The sequence below is a fragment of the Pseudoalteromonas sp. PAST1 genome, assembly GCF_021532515.1.
In the GTDB taxonomy this organism is placed as follows: Bacteria; Pseudomonadota; Gammaproteobacteria; order Enterobacterales; family Alteromonadaceae; genus Pseudoalteromonas; species Pseudoalteromonas simplex.
In genome coordinates, this window is sequence record NZ_JAKGBH010000011.1 from 100,963 (window position 1) to 123,263 (window position 22,301).

Below are 22,301 nucleotides of genomic sequence, written 5' to 3' on the forward strand. Positions count from 1 at the left end.
GTATGAACTGATATTTACAGAAAAATGAAGTAATGATGACAACATACAAACTAACTGCGTTAGTAGTGGCTTCGGTTTTAGGTTTAACTGCCTGTGGTAACGATGCGCCAGTACAGCAGAACACGCAACAGCAGCAATCAGAATCTAGCCAAGCAGCTATCTCTAAGCCTGTGGTTTACCAAGTATTCACTCGATTATTTGGTAACACTAACACCACCAATAAACCGTGGGGCACATTAGAAGAAAATGGGGTAGGTAAATTCGCTGATTTTAATGATGCAGCATTACAAGGCATTAAAGAACTAGGTACAACACATGTTTGGTATACTGGTGTACCGCGTCATGCTTTAGTAACTGACTATACCGAATACGGTTTGTCACAAGATGATCCTGATGTTGTAAAAGGCCGTGCAGGCTCGCCTTATGCAGTGAAAGATTATTACGATGTTAATCCTGATTTAGCAATTAACCCTGAGCGCCGCTTAGAAGAGTTTGTAGAGCTAATCAATCGTACTCATAAGCACGGTATGAAAGTGGTTATTGATATTGTGCCAAATCACGTAGCGCGTAACTATGAGTCGGTTGCTAAGCCTGAAGGCGTAAAGGATTTTGGTGCTGAAGATGACACGACGAAAACCTATGCTCGCGATAATAACTTTTATTATGTAACAGGGCAGTCATTTCAAGTGCCAACAAGCGATAGCTACCAAGTGTTAGGTGGTAACCCGCATCCTCTTGCTGATAATCAGTTTGCCGAAACCCCTGCAAAATGGACGGGTAATGGAGCCCGTGCCGCTAAACCTGACATTAATGATTGGTACGAAACAGTTAAAATCAATTACGGTGTGAAACCAGATGGCAGCTACGATTTCCCGACACTACCGGATGATTACGCTGATAAAGATTACCGTGCGCACTACGCATTTTGGCAAGATAAAGACCTACCAAATAGCTGGTATAAATTCCGCGATATCGCGCTTTATTGGTTAGATAAAGGTGTTGATGGTTTCCGTTATGATATGGCCGAGATGGTGCCTGTTGAGTTTTGGAGCTTTTTAAATTCATCAATCAAGATGCAAAAAAGCGATGCCTTTATTTTGGCTGAGGTATATAACCCAACGCTTTACCGCCCATATATCCAACAAGGTAAGATGGATTACCTTTACGACAAAGTCGGTTTTTACGACACGGTTAAAGCTGTGATGCAAGGCAAGCAATCAGCGGATACTATTTTCGATATCCAAAGCCAAGTGGCGGATATTGAAGAGCATATGCTGCACTTCTTAGAAAACCATGATGAGCAACGTATTGCTAGCCCAGATTTCGCTGGTAGTAGTGAAAAAGGTAAGCCAGCGATGGTGGTATCTACATTGATGTCGCGCTCGCCAACATTACTTTATTTTGGTCAAGCTGTCGGTGAAGATGGCTCTGAGGACGGTGGTTTTGGCGACCCAACGCGTACCAGCATTTTCGATTATATGGGTGTACCTGCGCATCAAGCATGGATGAATAATGGTAAATTCGATGGCGGTGCGCTTTCAAAGCAGCAAGCTGATCTTCGCGCTTACTACACCGAGTTAATGTCGTTAAACACACTGCCTGCCATTGTTGGTGGTGACATGCAAGCGGTTGAATTGACAGGCTCAGAACAAGTCATTGCTTTTACGCGCAAGCTAGGTCAACAACTAGTGCTTGTAGTAAGTAACTTTTCAGAAAACCCACAAAATGTTGAGCTTACTCTTAACCAAACGTTGTTACCTAAGCTTAATCACAGTGGCTTAACGTTAATTGATAACCTAGAAAATCATGCCGACATTGTGATTTCTGAGGCAGCTACGAATGCGCCAATTCAACTACAGCTGAATGGCTTAAGCAGTGCAGTATTTACCTTAAAGGCTGACTATGAATAATAACAAACCAACGCTGAGCTTTTGGCAAATATGGAATATGTGTTTTGGATTCCTTGGTATCCAATTTGGCTTCGCATTACAAAACGGTAATGTAAGCCGTATTTTTCAAACTTTAGGTGCCAATGTTGATGATATTCCAATCCTTTGGGTTGCAGCACCATTAACAGGTCTAATTGTACAACCGATCATCGGTTACTGGAGCGATAAAACTTGGAATAAGTTAGGTCGTCGTCGTCCGTTCTTTTTCTATGGGGCTATTTTAACGACGTTATCGTTATTCATTATGCCTAACTCACCAAGCCTTTGGATTGCGGCGGGTATGTTATGGATCATGGATGCGTCAATTAACGTGACTATGGAGCCATTCCGCGCTCTTGTCAGTGATAACTTACCGAAAAAGCAACGTGCAACTGGTTATGCGATGCAAAGCTTCTTCATTGGTGTTGGTGCGGTTGTTGCGTCTGCATTACCTTGGATGATGACTAACTGGTTCGATATTGCTAATACGGCACCTGCTGGGCAAATTCCAGATTCTGTAAAATTTTCGTTTTACTTTGGTGCAGTAGTTTTATTAGTTGCTGTGTTTTGGACTGTATTTACCACGAAAGAATATTCACCAGAAGAACTTGAAAGCTTTCATGAACAAGAGCAAAGCGATGACTCGAGTGATGTTCAAAGTGATGTAAACTTTAACAAAGGCGCTGCAATCTTTACGGTTCTTGGTCTAGTAGTACTTGGTATTGTAACGGGTCTATCACTTGAAAAAGAGCTTTATTTACTCGCTGGTGGTTTGATTAGCTTTGGTGTTATTCAATTTATTGCTGGTGCTTTAAAGGCTAAAAACGCAACCAGTGGTGGCTTTTATCAAGTTGTGAATGATGTATTCACTATGCCAGAAACGATGAAACAATTGGCTTGGGTACAATTTTTTAGCTGGTTCTCATTGTTTGCAATGTGGATTTACACCACGTCGGCAGTAACTAGCTTCCACTACGGCAGCAGTGATACAAGCTCTCTTGCCTACAATAACGGTGCGGATTGGGTTGGTGTATTATTTGCCGCTTACAATGGTTTTGCTGCCATTGCAGCACTGTGTATTCCGATTATTGTTAAAAAAGTAGGGCTAAAAATGGCCCATGCTCTCAACCTAGTGTTAGGTGCATTGGGTCTGGTCAGCTTCATTATTATCAAAGATCCAAGTTTACTGATCTGGCCAATGATTGGAGTAGGGTTTGCTTGGGCGTCAATTCTCTCCTTACCATACGCAATGTTAAGTACCTCAGTACCAAGTAAAAAAATGGGTGTGTACATGGGTATTTTTAACTTCTTTATTGTTATTCCGCAGCTGTTAGCGGCAAGCGTATTAGGCCTAATTTTACGTCACTTTTTTGATAATCAACCGATTTATGCGTTAGTGCTAGGTGCAGTGTCATTCGTACTAGCAGCGGTCGCTGTGCTGCGCGTTAAGCAACAATAATAAGGACACACAATGAAAAATTTTAATCTTATTACAGCAAGCTTGTTAGCGTTAGGTTTAACAGCTTGTAGTTCAGAGCAATCAGTTAATACAGTCGCTGAGCAAGTGTCGGCGCCAGGCGCACCGGGCGTTGAGCCTTTTTGGGCATACTCAGGTAAAACGGGTATTGGTACCTCTTACGAGCAATACCAAGACGGCCACTATAGCGACGCAGCTGCTACTGGCAAAGTATCAAAAGTTTGGTTTTCAATCGCGAAAGGCATGATCACAGAAACCATGTTTGGTTTAATTCACCAAGCGCAAATCAAAGATATGCAGTTTGTTGTAGTCGGTAAAGACTTTACCGTTACAGAGAACGATAATCTCGATGTGAGCATTGATTATTTATTCAAAGACGACGCAGGTCGCCCATTATCGCTTGCTTACAAAGTGGTAAGTAAAGATAAGCAAGGTCGTTTCACCTTAGAAAAACATATCTTTACAGATCCAAACGGCCAAACTTTGTTTGTTCGTAGCGTATTTAATACCGACCTTGAAGGTGTTAAAGCCTACGTTAATGTGAATCCTTACATCGATAACAACGGCTTAGACGATTTCGCAAAAGTCACTGATAAGGGCCTAGTTGCTTGGCAAGATGATAACTTTTTATCTTTACAAGCCGCTCAACCATTTAAGCAAGCAAGCGTTGGCTTTACAGGTGTTAGTGATGGCTTAAAAGAGTTAAAAGCAACACAATCACTCTCAACGACTTACCAAAATACCGGTGATAAGTCGGGCAATGTAAGCTTACTTGCAGAGCTTGGCGAAGTATCAAAAAACACCACTTTTGATTTAGCTTTAAGTTTTGGTAACACTGAAGCTGCAAGTTTAAAAGAAGGTCAAGCAAGTTTAAACCAAGGCTACCAAAAAGTGCTTGCTGCATATAACGGTGAAGGTGCTGCAATTGGTTGGCAAGACTACTTAGCAAGCCTTGAACCTTTGAGCACATTAACTAACAGCACCGCAGATAATGGTAAGTTGCTTTATACCAGCGCCATGGTGTTAAAAGCGCAAGAAGATAAAACTCATGCTGGTGCTTTAATTGCGTCACTTTCTAACCCTTGGGGTGAAACAGTATCAGCCAAAACAGGTTCTACCGGTTATAAAGCGGTTTGGGTACGTGATTTCTATCAAGTAGCAATGGCATTTATGGCCATGGGTGATACACGTACCGCAAAAACGGCGTTTGAATATCTAGAAAAAGTACAAGTAACAGATAACACATCAGGCAATGGTGGTGACACGGGTTGGTTCTTACAAAAGACGCATGTTGATGGTGAGCTTGAGTGGGTAGGTGTTCAGCTTGACCAAACAGCAATGCCAATTATGTTAGCGTGGAAACTACATCAAGCTGGCGTACTTAGCGATCAAGAGCTGACAGATTGGTATGGCAAAATGTTAAAACCAGCTGCTGATTTTTTAGTTGATGGTGGCCTTGCGAAAATTCTTTGGAACGACACACAAATTACACCGCCAGCAACGCAACAAGAGCGTTGGGAAGAACAAAATGGTTTTTCACCATCAACAACTGCAGCGGTTGTTACAGGCCTTGTGACAGCTGCTGATATTGCTAAAAAAGCAGGTGACACTAAAAATGCAGAGCGTTACTTAGCAACGGCTAAAACCTACAACAGTGAAATTGAAAGCACAATGTTTACGACTCAAGGTAACCTTAAGTCTGAAAACAGCGATGGTGAATATTTCATTCGTATTGGTCAAGACAAAGATCCAAACTCATCAACCACACTTAACGCCAATAATGGCCGTGAAGGTTTTGATAAAAAGCAAATCCTTGATGGTGGTTTCTTAGAGCTTGTACGTTATGGTGTTCGTGATGCACTTGCGCCAAGCATTGTAAAAACATTACCAGAATACGATGACGAAACCTTAGTCGATAATCTGCAAGTGCGTTACACCTTTAATTTTGCTGATGGCTCAGGGTCATTCCCTGGTTACCGTCGCTATGGTAACGATGGTTACGGTGAAGATGAAGTGACAGGTAACAACTATGCCGAAGGTGGTAACAACACCCCTGGTCAACGTGGTCGTGTATGGCCGTTTTTCACAGGTGAACGTGGTCACTATGAAATCGCTGCGGCAAACGCAACTAATAGCCTTGATGCGATGAAGCAACAAGCGATTAAAGACACCTATGTAAAAGGTATGGAAGCATTTGCCAATGAAGGCATGATGTTACCTGAACAAGTTTGGGATGGCGTAGGCAACAATAAAGCAGGCTATCAGTTAGGTGAGGGGACAAACTCAGCCACACCACTGGCTTGGACACACGCTGAATACATTAAGTTACTCCGTTCAGTGAGTGATAAACATGTGTGGGACCATTACCCTGTGGTTGAAAAAGCCCTCAAGTAATACCTTATTAATAAGCCGCAATTCATTTGCGGCTTTTTAGTTTAAATTTGAGTAGACATTATGTTTAAGAAATTAATTTGTTTAACCTTGATGCTATTTACAGGTGTCACTTTTGCAAATGTGATAATCCCTGAGGTGTCAAAAGGGCATCTTGATGTTAAAGAAAACTTTAGTTCAAAGTACGTTGAGAGCCGCTTTTTAAATATCTGGTTACCACCAGGTTATAACAACACGCGTAAGTATGATGTTTTATATATGCATGATGGTCGAATGTTGTTTGATGCCAAAACAACATGGAATAAACAAGAATGGCAAGTTGATGAAGTTGCCGCGAAGTTAATTCAAAGCGGTAAAGTTAAGCCATTTATTGTTGTTGGCATTCCAAATGCGGTAGAAAATCGTCATAGCGAGTATTTTCCGCAAAAAGTATTTGAAAGTTTAGCAAAGCAAAAACAAGCAGATTTATTTGAGTTAGAGAGGTATCCAGGGCAAAAGCTGTTTTACTCTAAGGTTTATTCAGACAACTATGCTCGCTTTGTTGTTGAAGAAGTCATTCCCTTTATTGAGGATAACTATTCAGTAAATAAAGGTTTTGAACATCGGTATATCGCAGGATCAAGCATGGGAGGGCTTATTTCTTGGTATACATTACTTCAATATCCAAATGAGTTTGCCGGCGCAATTTGTATGTCTACGCATTGGCCAGGGATTTTTACTTATGACAAACAAGTATTTACTGCTTTCAAGCAGTATATTTCTGACAATATTGGCAAACTAACAACACAAAAAGTTTACTTCGATTATGGAGATGGCACATTAGACTCCATGTATCCTGATCTTCAAAAACAAATTGATAATGTATTTATGCAACACGGTTATCCAGCTTCGTTATGGCAGAGTCAATATTTCCCAGGTGCGACGCATGCAGAAGTTGATTGGGCTAAGCGATTGCAAATCCCACTTGAGTTTATGTTCAGAGCAAACTCGCAAGCACTGTAATAATTGATTGATTAAAAGAATCGAACTGCTTCTGCTAGGCTAAATGCCTGTATTAAAGGTATTTATAGCACGAAGCTATAACTATGAAGTAAAAACTTAATTACATACCCAATATTTATTGGGCATGGCTTTTGGTAAAAGGAAAAATAATGTTAAAAAAACTAGCCTTATGTGGTTTGTTAGCAATAAGCACGCAAAGTAAAGCGGATGACTATTTGCTTTACTTTATGGGGGGGGCAATCAAATATGGAAGGTTTTGGCTTTAATAAAGACTTACCTGCACAGTATAAAAAGCCAGTTGAAAATACCTTATTCTTTTTTGGTAACCCTGTTGCTGATGATGCATTAAATGGTGGCAAAGGTGTTTGGACTAATTTAATGCCTGGTTTTGGAACAGGGGCAAGATCGACAGAGCATTCAATTATTTTATCTGACAGGTTTGGTCCTGAATTGAGTTTTGGTAAACGCTTATCTGAGCTAACGGGTAAAAAAATAGCCATTATTAAATATGCGCGGGGTGGCTCATCTATTGCACTTGGGGCATCTGGCTTTGGTACGTGGGGGCAGAACTATGCTGACAACACTAAGATCAACCAATGGGATAACTTTCAAACTACCGTAAGAGCTGCGTTAGCGAACAATGATATAGATGGTGATGGTGAAGCCGATACTTTAGTCCCAGCAGGGATAATTTGGATGCAGGGTGAGGCAGATGCCTATCATGAGCAAGCATCTAAGGTTTATTTAGCTAATTTAACAAGCCTGATGAATGATATGAAGATGACTTTTGGCAATAGAGAGTTACCAATCATTCTTGGCAGAATCGAAGACTCTGGTAAAACACCTGAAACACGCATGATGCCATATATAGAGAGAGTATGGGATGCTCAGAAAAAGTATGTTTACTCAAATGCTAACGCTCATTTAGTCGCCTTTGATGAGCCGGTCGAATTCATTGAAGATAAATGGCACTATAAAAGTAATTACTATATAAAACTAGGTAACCTTTTTGCAGAGAAAGCAGCCGAAACATTAGCTAAGTAAGTTTCTTTTAAATATCTAATTAAATAATTAAACCGCCGAATTAACCTCGGCGGTTTTTTGTTTATAATAGGGCCAAATTTAAAATGGAATTTACCATGAATAAGCAAAATTTTATTCTTGTTATACTTATTCTCATTGCTTTACCTGTGTGCTTAATTAAAGCTGAGGCAGCTGAACTTAAACCCTTCACTACAGATGGTTGCAGCTCTTTTCCTGATGGAACGATAGAACACAAAAACTTATGGTTAGCTTGCTGCACTGCCCATGATCTCGCTTATTGGCAAGGCGGTACTTTCAAGCAACGTGAGCAAGCTGATATAGATTTAAAAGCGTGTGTTGCACAAGTGGGTGAGCAAGAAATTGCGGTATTGATGCTTGCCGGTGTCAGAGTGGGAGGGACACCTTTTTTACCTACCAGCTTTCGCTGGGGTTATGGCTGGCCATACCCCAAGTTTTATGGCGAACTCACTGAGCAAGAGCGCTCACAAGTTGAAAACCGTTTAGCAGAATACGCTAATACTGAACAGCATTAATACTTAATAAAGAGAATGGGCAGAGAGCAGCCTATTCGAGTTTTTATAATTATTTAAAATGGAGTTTGTAGATGATCAAAACAGCCGGGATGTTACTTTTATTATTAGCTCTTAATTCTCAAGCACAAAGCTTTCAATCTAAACTTGTTGAAGCTGCTAAAGAGCGTACTGAACACTTTGTAGTTTATAACGGAAGTTATCGAAAAATAGACTATCCCAATGGTGATGTACCTAAGAATATAGGTGTATGTACCGACGTGGTTATTCGTACTTACAGAGCTTTAGGAATTGATTTACAAGCGCTTGTACATGAGGATATGCGCGACAACTTTAGCTTATATCCTTCAAAACGAATTTGGGGCTTAACCAAACCAGATACCAATATTGACCATCGCAGGGTACCTAACCTACAAGTGTTTTTTGAAAGACATGGTGAAAGTCATGTTATTAGTAAAACAGCTGCTGACTATCAAGCAGGTGATATTGTGACTTGGGTTCTACCTAATAATAGGCCTCATATAGGTATCGTTACAGATGAACTATCGAAAGATAAATTAAGACCTCTGATTGTTCATAACATAGGCTGGGGTCCTAAAATGGAAGATATGTTATTCACTTACAAAATTACAGGGCATTACCGATATAAACCCTAACATTCACACTAAGCTTCAATTAGTTACCACTTTAGTATACATTTAAGGCATTGCTGTACCTTTATTGGGTTTGGTCTGATTTTTAACTTAAAGGGATTTATATGAAAAATGTTAGTAAATGCATTGCCAGTATTTTGTTGCTACTTCCGACGACTATTTTTGCTGCTCAAGAAGTTGTGATCGAAAAGTCAGATAAATTTACCGAACTCTCAAAAGACTTAAAGGTAAGTGTTAGGACTGGACCTACAAAAAATGCCAAAATTTATGACTTTTCGACCAAAAAAATAACCATCACTGATGAGCATAGTGCGCCTTTTCAACGTTACTATTTGCAAATTGCCTCAGCAGATAAAGAATGGGCTAAGGAAATCATTACGTTTGATGATAAAACAAATATAATTGACTTAAATGCACTACTTTTTGGTCAATTGGTAGACACTTCTGAGCTGAAGAAATTAGACTCAGCGCATGCTTTTTCTTTATATAATCGTCTTGAAAATATTCTCTCGGAAGAATATGGCACATTTGAACAGGTTTACAATGATGGCCTTGCGGACTATTTAAATTATATGTCGATAGACGCCGGTTTTGAGAATTACATAGCAAGAACCGGGGGAGCGGGCGATAAACTCACAGAGTCACTAAAAGAAATAAAGCTGCCGCCTCTTGTTGAACACCAACAATTGATGAGTGAGTTTATTAAAGCTGTAAATCAAAAGGACAAAACCTGGTTGTTGGCTCAGCAAAGACCAAATTCCTCAGAGCGAGACTCGGGAATTTATGCGCGCGGTTTAAACGTGCTGTTTGAATATTTTGATAGCATAGGTAACCCTACAAAGTTTAGTGTTACCCGAGAAACACAAGGTCGCTCTTATGATCTTAATTCAAATAAACACTTTATTGTTGAATTGCTTGAGCACAAAGGCCGACGAGAAAAAATAGAGATGGAGTTTATGTTTGTAGATACATATGGTGGCCGCTTTATTGCTGAATACGACATTACAGGTGTGCGTTTTCGTTAAGTAACGGTTTTAAATAAAGCAGAAAAGCCGCAGGTTACGAAAACATGCGGCTTTGATATTTCTTGGTTACAGCCCTGCTTTTTTAGCGCGGGCAGTGTGTAGTTTTTTGTAACTTTCGATTAAACGAAGGTGTCTGTCTAAACCCTCAAGCTTCATGCTGGTTTCTGTTAAACCATAGAACATTACATCGCCGTTAATTGAACCAACGACAGCATCCATCGTATCTTGTCCAAACATACGGGTGAAGCTATGAATGTAATCTTCAATCTCTAGGTCATCGCTGAGTGCGACTTCTAACGTTGCATGCATTGCTTGGTAGAATAGGCCGCGTTCAACAATGGTATTATCGTTATACTGTAAGAATGCTTCAACAAGCTCCATTGCTGCTTCTAAGTCACCAAGAGCTAGGTAAATAAGTAGCTTCAGCTCAAGAATCGTTAACTGACCCCATACTGTGTTTTCATCAAACTCAATACCGATTAAGGTGATGATATCTATGTAGTTATCAAGTTCACTTTGTTCTAAGCGCTCAACTAAATCAGCAAGTTGATCTTCTGATAAACGATGCAGGTTTAGGATATCTTCGCGGAAATTAAGTGCTTTATTGGTATTATCCCAAATCAAGTCTTCCACTGGATACACTTCTGAGTAATCAGGCACTAAAATGCGGCATGCGGTACCAAGATCTGAGAATTCAGCAATGTAAGCTTCTTTACCTAAACTTTCTAATATACCGAATAAGCTCTCAGTTTCTTCCTCATTGCTACCAGAGAAATCCCACTCTACAAAATCATAATCGTGTTTAGCGCTGAAGAAACGCCATGAGATCACGCCAGTTGAATCAATAAAGTGCTCTACAAAGTTTTCTGGCTCCGACACAGCCATGCTATTGAACGTCGGCTTAGGCACATCGTTTAAGCCTTCAAAGCTTCTACCTTGTAATAGCTCAGTTAAGCTGCGCTCTAACGCAACTTCAAAGCTTGGGTGCGCACCAAAAGAAGCAAATACACCGCCTGTTTTAGGGTTCATAAGTGTTACGCACATCACTGGGAACTGACCACCTAGCGAGGCATCTTTTACTACAACAGGGAAACCTTGTTCTTCAAGACCATTAATACCCGCAACAATACCTGGGTATTTATTTAAAACGTCCTCTGGTACGTCTGGTAAAACAATTTCTTGCTCAATGATTTGGCGCTTAACTGCACGCTCAAAAATTTCAGATAAACACTGTACTTTTGCTTCGGCAAAGTTGTTTCCAGCACTCATACCATTACTTAAGAATAAGTTTTCAATTAGGTTTGAAGGGAAGTAAACCGTTTCACCGTCAGAGTGGCGTACATAAGGAATAGAGCATATACCACGTTCTTTATTACCAGAGTTAGTATCGATTAAGTGTGAGCCGCATAGCTCACCATCTGGATTATAAATTTCACGGGTATAATCATCTAATATGCCCTCAGGTAGAGAGTCATCGTCAGTCAGAGCAAACCACTTTTCATTTGGGTAATGAACAAACTCGCTATTAGCAATGTCTTCACCTAAGAACTGGTCGTTATAGAAGAAGTTACAGTTTAAGCGCTCAATAAATTCGCCTAAAGCTGAGCATAGCGCGCTTTCTTTCGTTGCACCTTTACCATTGGTAAAACACATAGGCGAAGCTGCATCCCGAATATGAAGTGACCATACATTTGGCACAATATTACGCCATGAAGAAATCTCGATTTTCATCCCTAACTCTTCAAGGATGGCCGTCATATTTGCGATGGTTTCTTCAAGTGGTAAATCTTTACCTAAAATAAAGGTATTACTGTCATCACCGGGTTTTGCCATCAACATTGCTTGCGCGTCGGCTTCGATGCTTTCAACAGTATCGATCTTAAATTCAGGGCCAGTTTGAATAACACGTTTAACTGTACAGCGCTCGACAGAGCGTAAAATACCTGTGCGATCTTTCTCAGAAAGGCTTTCTGGTAACTCAACCTGAATTTGGAAAATTTGGTTATAGCGGTCTTCTGGGTCAACGATATTGTTTTGCGCAACACGAATACCGTCAGTCGGGATATCACGTGAATTACAATACACTTTAATAAAGTAAGCCGCACACAATGCAGAAGATGCTAAGAAGTAATCGAATGGACTTGGTGCAGTGCCATCACCCTTATAGCGAATAGGTTGGTCTGCAATGACAGAGAAATCATCAAACTTTGCTTCAAGTCTGAGGTTGTCGAGAAAATTAACTTTAATTTCCATTAAAAAATTCCACCTTTGTGCGCGTTGTTATCTAAAGCATTGTTAGCCAGATAAGCATTTTCAACATAATAGGTGTAATTATCTGCTTTTTCGAAGTAATAGTCTTGGGTAAATCGAAAAAAAACTGATTTTAATGCAATAAGTGTCTGGTTAGGGAGGGAGTAGGCGATAACAAAGCTGTTATCGCTAAAAATTAAACACTTGAACCGCGAATAATTAACCGAGGTGGTAAAAGGGTATTCTCGACATCTTCACCACGAATAAGTTTGAGCAGGTTATCGACCAACATTTGTCCGGCGAGGGTGGTGTCTTGCTGAACAGTGGTAAGTGGTGGGTTTACAAAGCTGGCAACCGCAATATTATCAAAGCCAACAACGTGCACATCATCAGGAACCTTTATTTTTGCTTCTTTCAATGCGCGAATAGCTCCAATCGCAATAAGGTCACTGGCAGCAAATAATGAGTTAAAACGAATGTTATTTGCTAAGAGTGAACGAGTCGCGTGATAGCCTGATTCTTCTGTTGAAATAGCATTTGCCATCTTACGTTCGTTTAAATTCACGCCCTTGGCTAGAAATGCATCTTTAAAGCCTTGGTAGCGAGCAAAAAATTCTGGACTATGCTCAGATGCATCACCAATAAATGCACAATCGGTTCTTCCTGTTGCGAGTAAATGTTCTGCTGCTAATTTACCACCTCCGTAGTTATCACAGCTCACAGTTAAATCTGGGCGGTTATCGACGCTTGCGCCCCAACAGACAAATTTAGTGTGCTGATCTATTAGGGTTTTAAATTTAGGTTGATAATCAAGGTAATCACCATAACCAAGCAGTATTAAGCCATCTGCACGATGGCTGTCTTCGTAATCGGCTTGCCAATCAGAGCTGCTCGACTGAAACGATACCAGTAAGTCGTAGCCTTCTTTTGCACAGGCTCTGGTTATACTACCTAGCATCGCCAAAAAGAAAGGGTTTATTTGTGATTCATCCGAAGTGGGATCTTCAAATAATAACAGGGCGAGGGTGCTACTTTGCTGTGTTCTTAAGTTACTGGCATTTTTATCAACTTTGTAGTTGAGCTGCTTTGCTACCTCATGAACACGTCGACGGGTTTCTTCGTTGACCAAAGGGCTATTTCGCAGCGCGCGAGACACGGTTGACTGCGACACACCCGCATAATGTGCAATGTCAAAAGATGTCGCCTTACCTTTCATATGGTTACCAAATAACAGAACTAGTAATTGCCATTTTCGGCTATTTAATATTTTTTTCAAGCTATTTGTGACAAGCCGCGAGAGTGTGGCTGTTCTGTACACAGTTAGGTATTTTTTATGCGTATATAAATGTCTTTTCGATACTTAATACGCATGTTTTCTCATTAAATACGTATGCATGCACAAATAATGAAAATTTTTATTGATCCAAATCTGACACCGGTGTCATAATGTCACTGTTTTATCATTTTGTTGTCAAAACGTATTTGGCTGCCCATTCATTTGGGCAGCATTTTTTTAATACAAAAGATAGCTTCTTTGAGGCAATGACCCAAAGTTTAGCAGACACAGTGGCTTTGCCATTGAAAACTAGAACAATAAGCGGCAACTAGCTTAGACAAATAGAGAAAACATCATGAACACACAGACAACCACAGAATTCGCTCCTATTCTTGTTGCCGATATCGGCGGCACTAACGCTCGTTTCGCTTTAATCACTGACTTTAATGCACAAACTAACCAGTTTGTTATCGAGCACAATTTAACTTTTCCAAGTGCAGATTTTGGCTCTTTAGAAAGTGCGATTAACCAGTACTTTAGTCAAATTTCGTTTCCAAAGCCAAGCCGTGCATGTTTAGCAGTAGCTGGCCCGATTAAAGCAGGTCAAGTTCATTTAACTAACCTTGGCTGGCACTTTAACGTTGCCGATTTAAAAGCTGAGTTTTTATTTGAGCAACTTGAAGTAATCAACGACTTTGCAGCATTTGCTTATGCGGCACCTTATTTAGATGATTCGCAAAATATGGCTGTTAAAGCAGGTCAGGCGGATGAAAATGCGAATATCGCAGTTATGGGGCCTGGTACAGGTTTTGGTGCTGCATGTTTAGTTCGCACATCACAAGGCAGTGCTGTTCTTAGCTGTGAAGCAGGGCACATTACCCTTGCAGCTGTCACAGACTTAGACCGTAGGCTAATTACTGAGCTTAAAAAGCAATTAAATCATGTTTCTGTGGAGACTGTGTTCTCAGGCCCTGGTATTTCTCATTTATATGGCGCTATGGCAGCGGTAAAAGGCGTTGAAGCGAAGAATTTAGATGCAGCACAAATTAGCGAGCTTGCAACCACTGGTCAATGCGAAGTCTGTGATGCAACACTCAATCAATTTTGTGATTGGATTGGTAGTGTAGCAGGGGACTTAGCCCTGACATTTGGTGCGTTAGGTGGCGTATTTATTGGTGGTGGTATTTTACCTCGTATGCAACAACGTTTATTATCTAGTCGATTTGTTGAACGTTTTGCAGACAAAGGCATTATGTCGCAATATACTTCACAGATCCCTGTTACGCTTGTAACACAAGACAACATTCCATTCATTGGTGCTGCTGCGTGTATACATGTTAAAAGTAACGCGTAATTAGCAGTTGGATGTAGAGCGGATGAAGAAAGTAACCATCAACAGTGTCGCCAGCTATGCCGGTGTATCGAAAAAAACAGTATCTCGCGTGCTTAACAATGAGCCAAACGTGAGTGATGCAACGCGCGAAAAAGTACTTAAAGTATTTAAAGAGCTCGATTACACGCCAAACCCAATCGCTAGAGGTTTAGCACAAAACCGTAGTTTTATTATTGGTTGCTTGTACGATAATCCGAGTAAAAGCTATATTACCCGGGTGCAAACTGGTGCCTTAGCGGCGTGCCATGAACTTAACTACAACTTATTGATCCATCCTTGCGAATTACGCGGTGATGAATTAATTAGTAACATTGAGCAATTAATTCAAACTTCTCGTTTAGACGGTATTGTATTGACCCCGCCATTTTCAGATTTTCCTGAACTTGTAAGCTTTTTAAAGTCGAAGAAGATCCCGTATGCTCGTGTCGCCTCTGCGGTACTTGAAGACGACTCTATTTCGGTAAGAAGTAATGACGAACAAGGGGCTTTTGAAATAACAGAGCATCTTATTAAGCTGGGTCATAAAGAAATCGCCTTCATTAAAGGTCACCCTGATCACAGTGCCACAGAGCAGCGTTTTAAAGGTTATCGAAGAGCACTTGCCTCAAATGGTATTGAGTTTGATGAACGCTTAGTTGAAGAAGGTAACTTCAGTTATCACTCTGGTGTTGATAGTGCCCGTACAATTTTAGATTTAAACCCTCGCCCAACAGCAGTTTTTGCTTCAAATGATTACATGGCAGCGGCAGTACTAAAACTTGCTACGCAAATGCAGTTAAGAGTGCCTGATGATATCTCTATTGCAGGGTTTGATAACGCACCAATTGCACGTCATATTTGGCCAGGGTTAACGACCATTGCACAACCGGTTGAAGAGATGACTCAGCAAGCAGTTAAGCAATTGATCACTCATATTGGTGATCCACAAGAGTCGCCTTATCAAGTAACCCTTGAAGCAAAACTCATTACGCGTGAGTCGACAGCAGCAATTAAATAAATTTCATCTTGTTTTTTTCACAGTAGCCCGAGAATGAGTGACGCGTTCTCGGGCTTTTTTATTTCAGGCTAAAAATTTTCATGATAACGCTATAAGTTACTGTTTTTAATTAAAACCAACCTCAAAGCTTGTCTTGTCTATAGGCCTTTGATAGTGGTACTCCACATGAATTCTACTCATATTCTACTAAAATAAAATTGTTCATTGTTTGGTCATTTAAAAAAATTAAACTAAATTTAACAGATAAGGTTGACACCGGTGTCACAGTCATGAGTTAATACAGTGACACCGGTGTCAGGTTGGTTGTGAGAGACAGCCTGTCAGCGTACCTTTGAACGGGTAAATCAAAGTTGCTCAGTACAATTATTTTCGTGGAGTCTGTAATTGTTACTGAGCCTTTATCCTCTAACTATAGAGATGAGTCGAATTTATATGTTGCATCCTCGTATCCAAGAAGTCACCGAACGCGTTATCGAACGCAGTAAAGAGACCCGCCAAGCTTATTTAGAGCGAATCGCGCACGCAAAAAAACAAACAAGAGTTCGTGCAGGTTTAGGCTGTGGTAATATTGCACACGTTATGGCTGCTTGTAGCAGCGATGACAAAGCTCGCTTAAAAGCAGACGAGCAACCAAACCTAGCTATCATCAACGCTTATAACGACATGCTTTCAGCGCATGTTCCTTACAAAGATTATCCGGAAATCATCAAAAGCCTTGCCACTAAGTTCGATGCTACAGCACAAGTTGCTGGCGGCGTACCTGCTATGTGCGACGGTGTTACTCAAGGCCGTGATGGTATGGAACTATCATTGTTCTCACGTGATGTGATTGCAATGTCTACAGCGGTTTCTTTATCGCATGACGTGTTCGACGGTGTTTTCTGTTTAGGTGTGTGTGACAAGATTGTCCCTGGACTTTTAATTGGTGCCTTATCATTTGGTCATTTACCAACGTATTTCTTACCAGCAGGTCCAATGCAATCGGGTATCCCGAATAAAGAAAAAGCCCGTGTTCGTCAAAAATTTGCACAAGGCTTAGTAAGTCGCGAAGAGCTGTTAGAAGCTGAAAGCGCATCGTATCACAGTGCGGGTACGTGTACTTTCTACGGTACCGCTAACTCGAATCAAATGTTAATGGAAATCATGGGTCTACATTTACCAGGTAGCTCTTTCATTAACCCTTACACAGAACTTCGTGATGGTTTAACAGGTCATGCTGTCGAAACCATGTTAAAGCAGTTAATCGAAACAAAAGATGCTAACTGCCTTGCTGACGTAGTGAGTGAAAAAACAATTATTAATGGTTTAGTTGGCTTGTTATCAACAGGCGGCTCAACAAACCACGCAATCCACCTAGTAGCAATCGCGAAAGCAGCGGGTGTAATCCTTACTTGGAAAGACATGGCTGACTTATCAGAAGTTGTGCCACTTCTTACACGTATTTACCCGAACGGCTCAGCAGATGTGAACCACTTCCAAGCCGCCGGCGGTATGGGCTTTTTAATGAAGCAACTACTGAGCAAAGGTTACTTACATAACGACGTGAAAACGATTGTGGGTGATGGCCTTGAGGCATACACCACAGAGCCAATGCTAGATAAAGATTCATCAGTGATCATGACTAACAGCACAGGCCCAAGCAAAGTTAAATGGGTAGCGTGTCCTGAAAAGTCACATGATGAAGAAGTATTACGTCCGATTGATAACCCGTTTAGCAAGCAGGGTGGTTTACAGCTTCTTACAGGTAACCTTGGCAAAGCCGTTATTAAAGTTTCTGCAGTGGCTGAATCTCACCAAGTTGTTTCTGCACCAGCTAAAGTATTTAGCTCACAAGGTGAGTTACAAGAAGCGTATAGCCGCGGTGAGTTAAATACAGACTTTATTGCTGTAATTAAAGAGCAAGGTCCGAAGGCGAAAGGCATGCCTGAGCTTCACAAATTAACGCCAGTAATGGCAACACTACAAGACCAAGGCTACAAAGTGGCGATTGTGACAGACGGTCGTATGTCGGGTGCATCAGGTAAAGTCCCTGCTGCAATCCACTTAGCACCAGAAGCGGTTGAAGGTGGTGTAATCGCAAAAATTCACGAAGGTGACTTAGTGACGCTTGATGCACCAGCGGGTGTATTGAAAGTACACGTAAGCGATGAAGAATTAGCAAAACGTGAATTACAACTTAGCCAACCAAGCCAAACATATGGTACAGGCCGAGAGTTATTCGCAGGTTTCAGAAATATAGTAAGTAGTGCAGACCTTGGCGCAAGTGCCTTTGGTTTAGAATAATAATACGCCGTTACTGGGCTATGAGGAACAAACAATGAGCATTGAGAAAATTTTATCATCGGCACCTGTGGTACCGGTTGTTGTTATCGAAAAACTTGAAGATGCAGCACCCCTTGCACGTGCGCTTTATAACGGTGGCTTAAAAGCACTAGAAATTACTTTACGTACGCCGATTGCGGCAGAAGCTGTAAAGCTAATGAAAGAAGCCGTACCAGGAGCATACGTTGGCACAGGCACCGTGGTTGATAAAGCGACATTTAATGCATCTGTTGAAGCCGGTGCTGACTTCATGGTTAGCCCAGGTGTAAACGACGAATTATTAGCTCTGGCTAAAGACACTGATATTCCATTTTTACCAGGTGCAGCAACACCAAGTGAAGTAATGAAATTAGCAAGCCATGGCTTTAAGTTCTTAAAGTTCTTCCCTGCAGAAGCAGCGGGTGGCACAGCAATGCTTAAATCAATTGGTGGTCCTTTACCACAAGTAACATTTTGCCCTACAGGCGGTATTAGCCTTGAAACAGCACCTAATTACCTAGCACTTAAAAATGTAATCTGTGTAGGTGGTACTTGGATGCTAGATAAACAACTTATTGAAAACAAAGACTGGCAAGCCATTGAAGCGCTTGCTCGCCAAGCAAGTGAAGTAAAATAATTAACGGGAGATATTAGAATGATTAATGTTGCAATTAATGGCTATGGACGTATCGGTCGTAACGTATTACGTGCCCTTTATGAGTCAGCTCAAAACAACGAAATCAAAATCGTTGCAATCAACGATTTAGCACCAGCAAATGTTAACGCGCATTTAACTCAATTTGACTCAGTACACGGTCAATTTTCTCAAAAAGTAACACTTGCTGAAAACACCATGCTAATTGGTAATGACGAAATTACCCTTACGCAAGAGCGTGATCCTGCAAACTTACCTTGGAAAGCACTAAACGTAGATATCGTTTTAGAATGTACTGGTTTATTCACGTCACGTGATGCAGCGGCTAAACACATTGAAGCGGGTGCTAAAAAAGTTATTGTTTCTGCGCCTGGTACTGACATGGATGCAACAGTTGTTCACGGTGTTAATAGCGAAGTATTAAACGCTGGCAGCAACATCATTTCAAACGCATCGTGTACAACAAACTGTTTAGCGCCAATTGCAAAAGCAATCAACGACACAGTAGGTATCGAGCAAGGTAGCATGACAACAATTCATGCTTACACAAACGATCAAAACTTATCTGACGTTTATCACCCAGACTTATACCGTGCACGTAGCGCAACTCAGTCAATGATCCCAACTAAAACAGGTGCAGCTAAAGCAGTTGGTTTAGTACTTCCTGAACTTGCGGGTAAACTTGACGGCATGGCAGTACGTGTACCAACAATCAACGTTTCTTTAGTAGACTTAACGTTTGTTGCTAAGCGTGAAACAACTGCAGCAGAAATCAACGAAGTCGTTAAAGCAGCATCAGAAGGTGCAATGCAAGGTATTCTTGAGTATAACGAACTACCGCTTGTTTCTATCGACTTTAACCACAATCCTGCGTCTTCAATCTTCGATTCTACCCAAACTAAAGTAGATGGTAAGCTTGTTAAAGTGATGGCTTGGTACGACAACGAGTGGGGTTTCTCAAACCGCATGTTAGACCAAGTTAAAGCGCTAGGTCAGTTCTTATAATAGAACAGTAAAAGTTTAAGCTTTATCCAACAAAGCCACGTTTATCGTGGCTTTTTTGGTTTTAAAAAATACGCCTTAAATGTCAGCTTCATTTTTATGCGTTATTTTTCTGTTTATTGAGTAACTTTTTATATAGGAAAAAAATTATAACTGAAAGAAATATAAATGAAGGAAGTACATAAATAAAAAGCAAAGGAGCATTTTCTACTCTTTGTTCTTCATTCATAAATGGAATAGAGAGTTTCTTATAAGCTTCTAAAAACAACATGAAATTCGCGAATGCGCTAACTAAAATAAGACTTATATTCAAAATATATGACTTAGCCTTTGACATAGTTATTTAATCTCCCAAAACCAAATATCTTTGCTGTTGTTAAGATCTGATACTACACCAAAGAATTCATATATTGATCTTGTCAGCATACCACCACTAGTAATTTGATCTTCATTCCAAAGATCGATGTGGTCTCCACTACGGTTAGTAACAGACTCACTGCCTCGTTGCCAATAATCTTTAAAAAATATAATTCCAGTTTTACCATCTAGGTCATCTTGGAAAGTTTTTGGATTAATTTTTTGTAGATCACCTAACCAACTAAAGTTTGAAGTTTTAAGCCAACTGGCCATTTCTTCTGCTAAAAGAATATGTTTCATGCCCGCGTGTCCCCAGCATTTCTTAACTTTAGCTCCTGCAGTTGATACGCCAGATTTAATTAATGCGTCACTTAAGTTAATAGCGCAATAGTTTCCAAATGGGGAAGAGCTATTAGTTTGCTTATTTTGACATCTTGCTCTGATCAGTTCTTTTTCAGGAAAGTTTTCCCATAAATCATTAAATTGTAACATTTTATATCCTTATAATAGAGATGGTCTTGATTGTAAATATCTTCAAAGGTTTGAACAAAATCGACTAAAGTTCATTTTTTGTAATTAATTACTATCGAGTATGGTACTTCAATAATTGCTGCTAAAACTCTAAGTTAATCAGCCGAATTGTTTGGTAAATCGCAAGATAGGTTATCTTTTAAGAAAGTAGACATTTTTATTCCTTTAAAAATTATTTACTTGTGCAGGTTAATTTGTTCCTCATTTAAAGTCAATGAGGATTCGTTTGTATTTTATTTGGCTACTTACATTTGATTCTATCGATACTTGTTAGCAAACATTCACGCTGCTTTATAATGTCTTACTTTACAATATTTGTTCCTAAATTCTTCTGTGTTATGCTGCAAAAAATTGATAAATGGATTTTATATCATGACACGTCTTTATCATCGGCTATTTAGAGCTGAGCAGTTTCAAGTGGGTGAGGGCAATATCAGTGGTTATATTGCTTGCTTCTTAGCGGTATTATCCTGTTTAGGGGTATTAGCTTTTCATTTTCCAGAGTACTTAACGACCCCAGAGCTCAGGCAAAACTACAGTGTTGAGTTTTTACGTCAGCTAATGTTTGTGGCATTAATTATTTCGGGCAGTTTAGGGCTTTTGAATTTTGTTCGTAATACTAATAAACGGCTGGGTGCAACGGCTTGGGTATTTATAGTTGTGGCAATTGCATTTGGTGGGCCGAATGTTGAAGTGGGCGACTTTAAAGATAATACGCCGTACTTGGGGCTGGATTGGTTCATTCTTGACTTACTTGGCTCCACACTGATTTTTATTCTGATTGAGAAGCTGCTGCCGCACCGTAAAGAACAAAAAATTCTCCGTACTGAGTGGCAGGGTGATTTAAATCATTTCTTTGTTAATCACTTAATTATTGGTTTTGTGTTGCTGGCAACCAATCAGTTCGTGCATCATGCTTTTGGCTGGGCTGTGTCTGATACAGTGCAAGGCTTTATTATTCAACTGCCATTTTTACTCCAATTATTTTTAATCATTTTAGTTGCTGATTTAATGCAGTACTTTGTGCATAGGGCTTATCACGAAGTGCCCCTGCTTTGGCGTTTTCATGCCGTGCATCACAGTGCAAAAGAGATGGATTGGCTTGCTGGCTCTCGTCAACATATTTTAGAAATACTCGTGACGCGCAGCTTAGTGCTTACGCCAATTTTTGTGCTCGGCTTTCCATCGGATGTCATTAGCCTCTATGTCATTATTGTTGGCTTTCAGGCTGTGTTCAACCACGCTAATGTTAGGGTAAAATTTGGATGGTTAAAGTACGTGCTCGTTACGCCTCAGTTTCATCATTGGCATCATTCATCTGATAAAGCGGCCATTGACCGTAACTATGCTGCGCATTTTTCTTTTTCGGCCCTAAACCACCTACTTCAGTAGGTGGTTATCATCATTTAGGCTTTGCCTGAAAAAATACTCATGTTAATTCCTTACTTGATTTTTAGCGAAGTCATATAAGGAAAAAACATGAGTAGAT

At 40.4% G+C, this 22,301-nt stretch carries 16 protein-coding genes and 1 pseudogene; 14 read left to right on the forward strand and 3 right to left on the reverse strand.

All coding sequences use genetic code 11. The features are described from left to right. Positions 1–35: 35 nt before the first annotated feature. From L1272_RS07620 to L1272_RS07655, 8 genes are all read left to right on the forward strand, one after another. A complete protein-coding gene (locus tag L1272_RS07620; protein WP_442961822.1) occupies positions 36–1,910 on the forward strand; it encodes an alpha-amylase family glycosyl hydrolase in 1,875 nt (624 codons plus the stop codon). After that, positions 1,903–3,387: an MFS transporter gene (locus tag L1272_RS07625; protein ID WP_235373117.1), complete on the forward strand. Its 1,485-nt coding sequence runs from the start codon at positions 1,903–1,905 to the stop codon at positions 3,385–3,387. Before L1272_RS07620 ends, L1272_RS07625 begins: the two co-directional genes overlap by 8 nt. A gap of 12 nt (positions 3,388–3,399) precedes the next feature. Next, a complete protein-coding gene (locus L1272_RS07630) occupies positions 3,400–5,799 on the forward strand; it encodes a glucan 1,4-alpha-glucosidase (protein WP_235373118.1) in 2,400 nt (799 codons plus the stop codon). 60 nt (positions 5,800–5,859) lie between these two features. Next, positions 5,860–6,798: an alpha/beta hydrolase gene (locus L1272_RS07635; RefSeq protein ID WP_235373119.1), complete on the forward strand. Its 939-nt coding sequence runs from the start codon at positions 5,860–5,862 to the stop codon at positions 6,796–6,798. Positions 6,799–7,005: 207 nt separating this feature from the next. Then, positions 7,006–7,842, forward strand: a complete 837-nt coding sequence (locus L1272_RS07640) for a sialate O-acetylesterase (RefSeq protein ID WP_235373120.1) — start codon at positions 7,006–7,008, stop codon at positions 7,840–7,842. 95 nt (positions 7,843–7,937) lie between these two features. Further along, a complete protein-coding gene (locus tag L1272_RS07645) occupies positions 7,938–8,375 on the forward strand; it encodes a hypothetical protein (RefSeq protein WP_235373121.1) in 438 nt (145 codons plus the stop codon). A gap of 71 nt (positions 8,376–8,446) precedes the next feature. Beyond that, positions 8,447–9,028 carry a DUF1287 domain-containing protein gene (locus L1272_RS07650; RefSeq protein WP_235373122.1) on the forward strand — a complete coding sequence of 194 codons (582 nt, stop codon included), beginning with the start codon at positions 8,447–8,449 and terminating at the stop codon, positions 9,026–9,028. A gap of 101 nt (positions 9,029–9,129) precedes the next feature. Continuing rightward, positions 9,130–10,050 (forward strand): hypothetical protein, encoded by a 921-nt coding sequence (locus tag L1272_RS07655; protein ID WP_235373123.1) that lies wholly within the window; start codon positions 9,130–9,132, stop codon positions 10,048–10,050. 66 nt (positions 10,051–10,116) lie between these two features. Here L1272_RS07655 and L1272_RS07660 read toward each other — a convergent pair whose 3' ends face one another. Together L1272_RS07660 and L1272_RS07665 are read right to left on the reverse strand one after the other, a co-directional pair. Next, on the reverse strand, positions 10,117–12,303 hold the full coding sequence (locus L1272_RS07660) for an OsmC domain/YcaO domain-containing protein (RefSeq protein WP_235373124.1): 2,187 nt from the start codon (positions 12,301–12,303) through the stop codon (positions 10,117–10,119). Between the two features lie 193 nt (positions 12,304–12,496). Next, on the reverse strand, positions 12,497–13,516 hold the full coding sequence (locus tag L1272_RS07665) for a LacI family DNA-binding transcriptional regulator (RefSeq protein ID WP_138600573.1): 1,020 nt from the start codon (positions 13,514–13,516) through the stop codon (positions 12,497–12,499). A gap of 415 nt (positions 13,517–13,931) precedes the next feature. Between L1272_RS07665 and glk the strand changes: the two genes are divergently transcribed. From glk to gap, 5 genes are all read left to right on the forward strand, one after another. Further along, a complete protein-coding gene (glk, locus tag L1272_RS07670; RefSeq protein ID WP_235373125.1) occupies positions 13,932–14,930 on the forward strand; it encodes a glucokinase in 999 nt (332 codons plus the stop codon). A gap of 22 nt (positions 14,931–14,952) precedes the next feature. After that, complete coding sequence (locus L1272_RS07675) at positions 14,953–15,966, forward strand: LacI family DNA-binding transcriptional regulator (RefSeq protein ID WP_054551441.1); 1,014 nt, start codon at positions 14,953–14,955, stop codon at positions 15,964–15,966. Between the two features lie 432 nt (positions 15,967–16,398). Further along, entirely contained in the window at positions 16,399–18,249 is a 1,851-nt protein-coding gene (gene edd, locus L1272_RS07680) for a phosphogluconate dehydratase (protein ID WP_054561636.1), read from the forward strand. Positions 18,250–18,283: 34 nt separating this feature from the next. Next, the gene (gene eda, locus L1272_RS07685; protein WP_235373126.1) at positions 18,284–18,904 is read left to right on the forward strand and encodes a bifunctional 4-hydroxy-2-oxoglutarate aldolase/2-dehydro-3-deoxy-phosphogluconate aldolase; all 621 of its coding nucleotides are present in this window, start codon (positions 18,284–18,286) and stop codon (positions 18,902–18,904) included. 18 nt (positions 18,905–18,922) lie between these two features. Next, positions 18,923–19,927: a type I glyceraldehyde-3-phosphate dehydrogenase gene (gene gap / locus L1272_RS07690; protein ID WP_235373127.1), complete on the forward strand. Its 1,005-nt coding sequence runs from the start codon at positions 18,923–18,925 to the stop codon at positions 19,925–19,927. A gap of 336 nt (positions 19,928–20,263) precedes the next feature. Here gap and L1272_RS07695 read toward each other — a convergent pair whose 3' ends face one another. Then, on the reverse strand, positions 20,264–20,773 hold the full coding sequence (locus tag L1272_RS07695; protein ID WP_138615879.1) for a type VI secretion system amidase effector protein Tae4: 510 nt from the start codon (positions 20,771–20,773) through the stop codon (positions 20,264–20,266). Between the two features lie 411 nt (positions 20,774–21,184). On the opposite strand from L1272_RS07695, the pseudogene L1272_RS07700 reads away from it, so the two are divergent. Then, positions 21,185–22,177, forward strand: a pseudogene (locus tag L1272_RS07700) (sterol desaturase family protein); the annotation flags it as partial. Positions 22,178–22,301 lie beyond the last annotated feature (124 nt).

Bases quoted from the DNA above. Each gene is read 5' to 3' on its own strand.
- L1272_RS07620 (WP_442961822.1), top strand. From the start codon at position 36: ATGACAACATACAAACTAACTGCGTTAGTAGTGGCTTCGGTTTTAGGT.
- L1272_RS07625 (WP_235373117.1), top strand. From the start codon at position 1,903: ATGAATAATAACAAACCAACGCTGAGCTTTTGGCAAATATGGAATATG.
- L1272_RS07630 (WP_235373118.1), top strand. From the start codon at position 3,400: ATGAAAAATTTTAATCTTATTACAGCAAGCTTGTTAGCGTTAGGTTTA.
- L1272_RS07635 (WP_235373119.1), top strand. From the start codon at position 5,860: ATGTTTAAGAAATTAATTTGTTTAACCTTGATGCTATTTACAGGTGTC.
- L1272_RS07640 (WP_235373120.1), top strand. From the start codon at position 7,006: ATGACTATTTGCTTTACTTTATGGGGGGGGCAATCAAATATGGAAGGT.
- L1272_RS07645 (WP_235373121.1), top strand. From the start codon at position 7,938: ATGAATAAGCAAAATTTTATTCTTGTTATACTTATTCTCATTGCTTTA.
- L1272_RS07650 (WP_235373122.1), top strand. From the start codon at position 8,447: ATGATCAAAACAGCCGGGATGTTACTTTTATTATTAGCTCTTAATTCT.
- L1272_RS07655 (WP_235373123.1), top strand. From the start codon at position 9,130: ATGAAAAATGTTAGTAAATGCATTGCCAGTATTTTGTTGCTACTTCCG.
- L1272_RS07660 (WP_235373124.1), bottom strand. From the start codon at position 12,303: ATGGAAATTAAAGTTAATTTTCTCGACAACCTCAGACTTGAAGCAAAG.
- L1272_RS07665 (WP_138600573.1), bottom strand. From the start codon at position 13,516: ATGAAAGGTAAGGCGACATCTTTTGACATTGCACATTATGCGGGTGTG.
- glk (WP_235373125.1), top strand. From the start codon at position 13,932: ATGAACACACAGACAACCACAGAATTCGCTCCTATTCTTGTTGCCGAT.
- L1272_RS07675 (WP_054551441.1), top strand. From the start codon at position 14,953: ATGAAGAAAGTAACCATCAACAGTGTCGCCAGCTATGCCGGTGTATCG.
- edd (WP_054561636.1), top strand. From the start codon at position 16,399: ATGTTGCATCCTCGTATCCAAGAAGTCACCGAACGCGTTATCGAACGC.
- eda (WP_235373126.1), top strand. From the start codon at position 18,284: ATGAGCATTGAGAAAATTTTATCATCGGCACCTGTGGTACCGGTTGTT.
- gap (WP_235373127.1), top strand. From the start codon at position 18,923: ATGATTAATGTTGCAATTAATGGCTATGGACGTATCGGTCGTAACGTA.
- L1272_RS07695 (WP_138615879.1), bottom strand. From the start codon at position 20,773: ATGTTACAATTTAATGATTTATGGGAAAACTTTCCTGAAAAAGAACTG.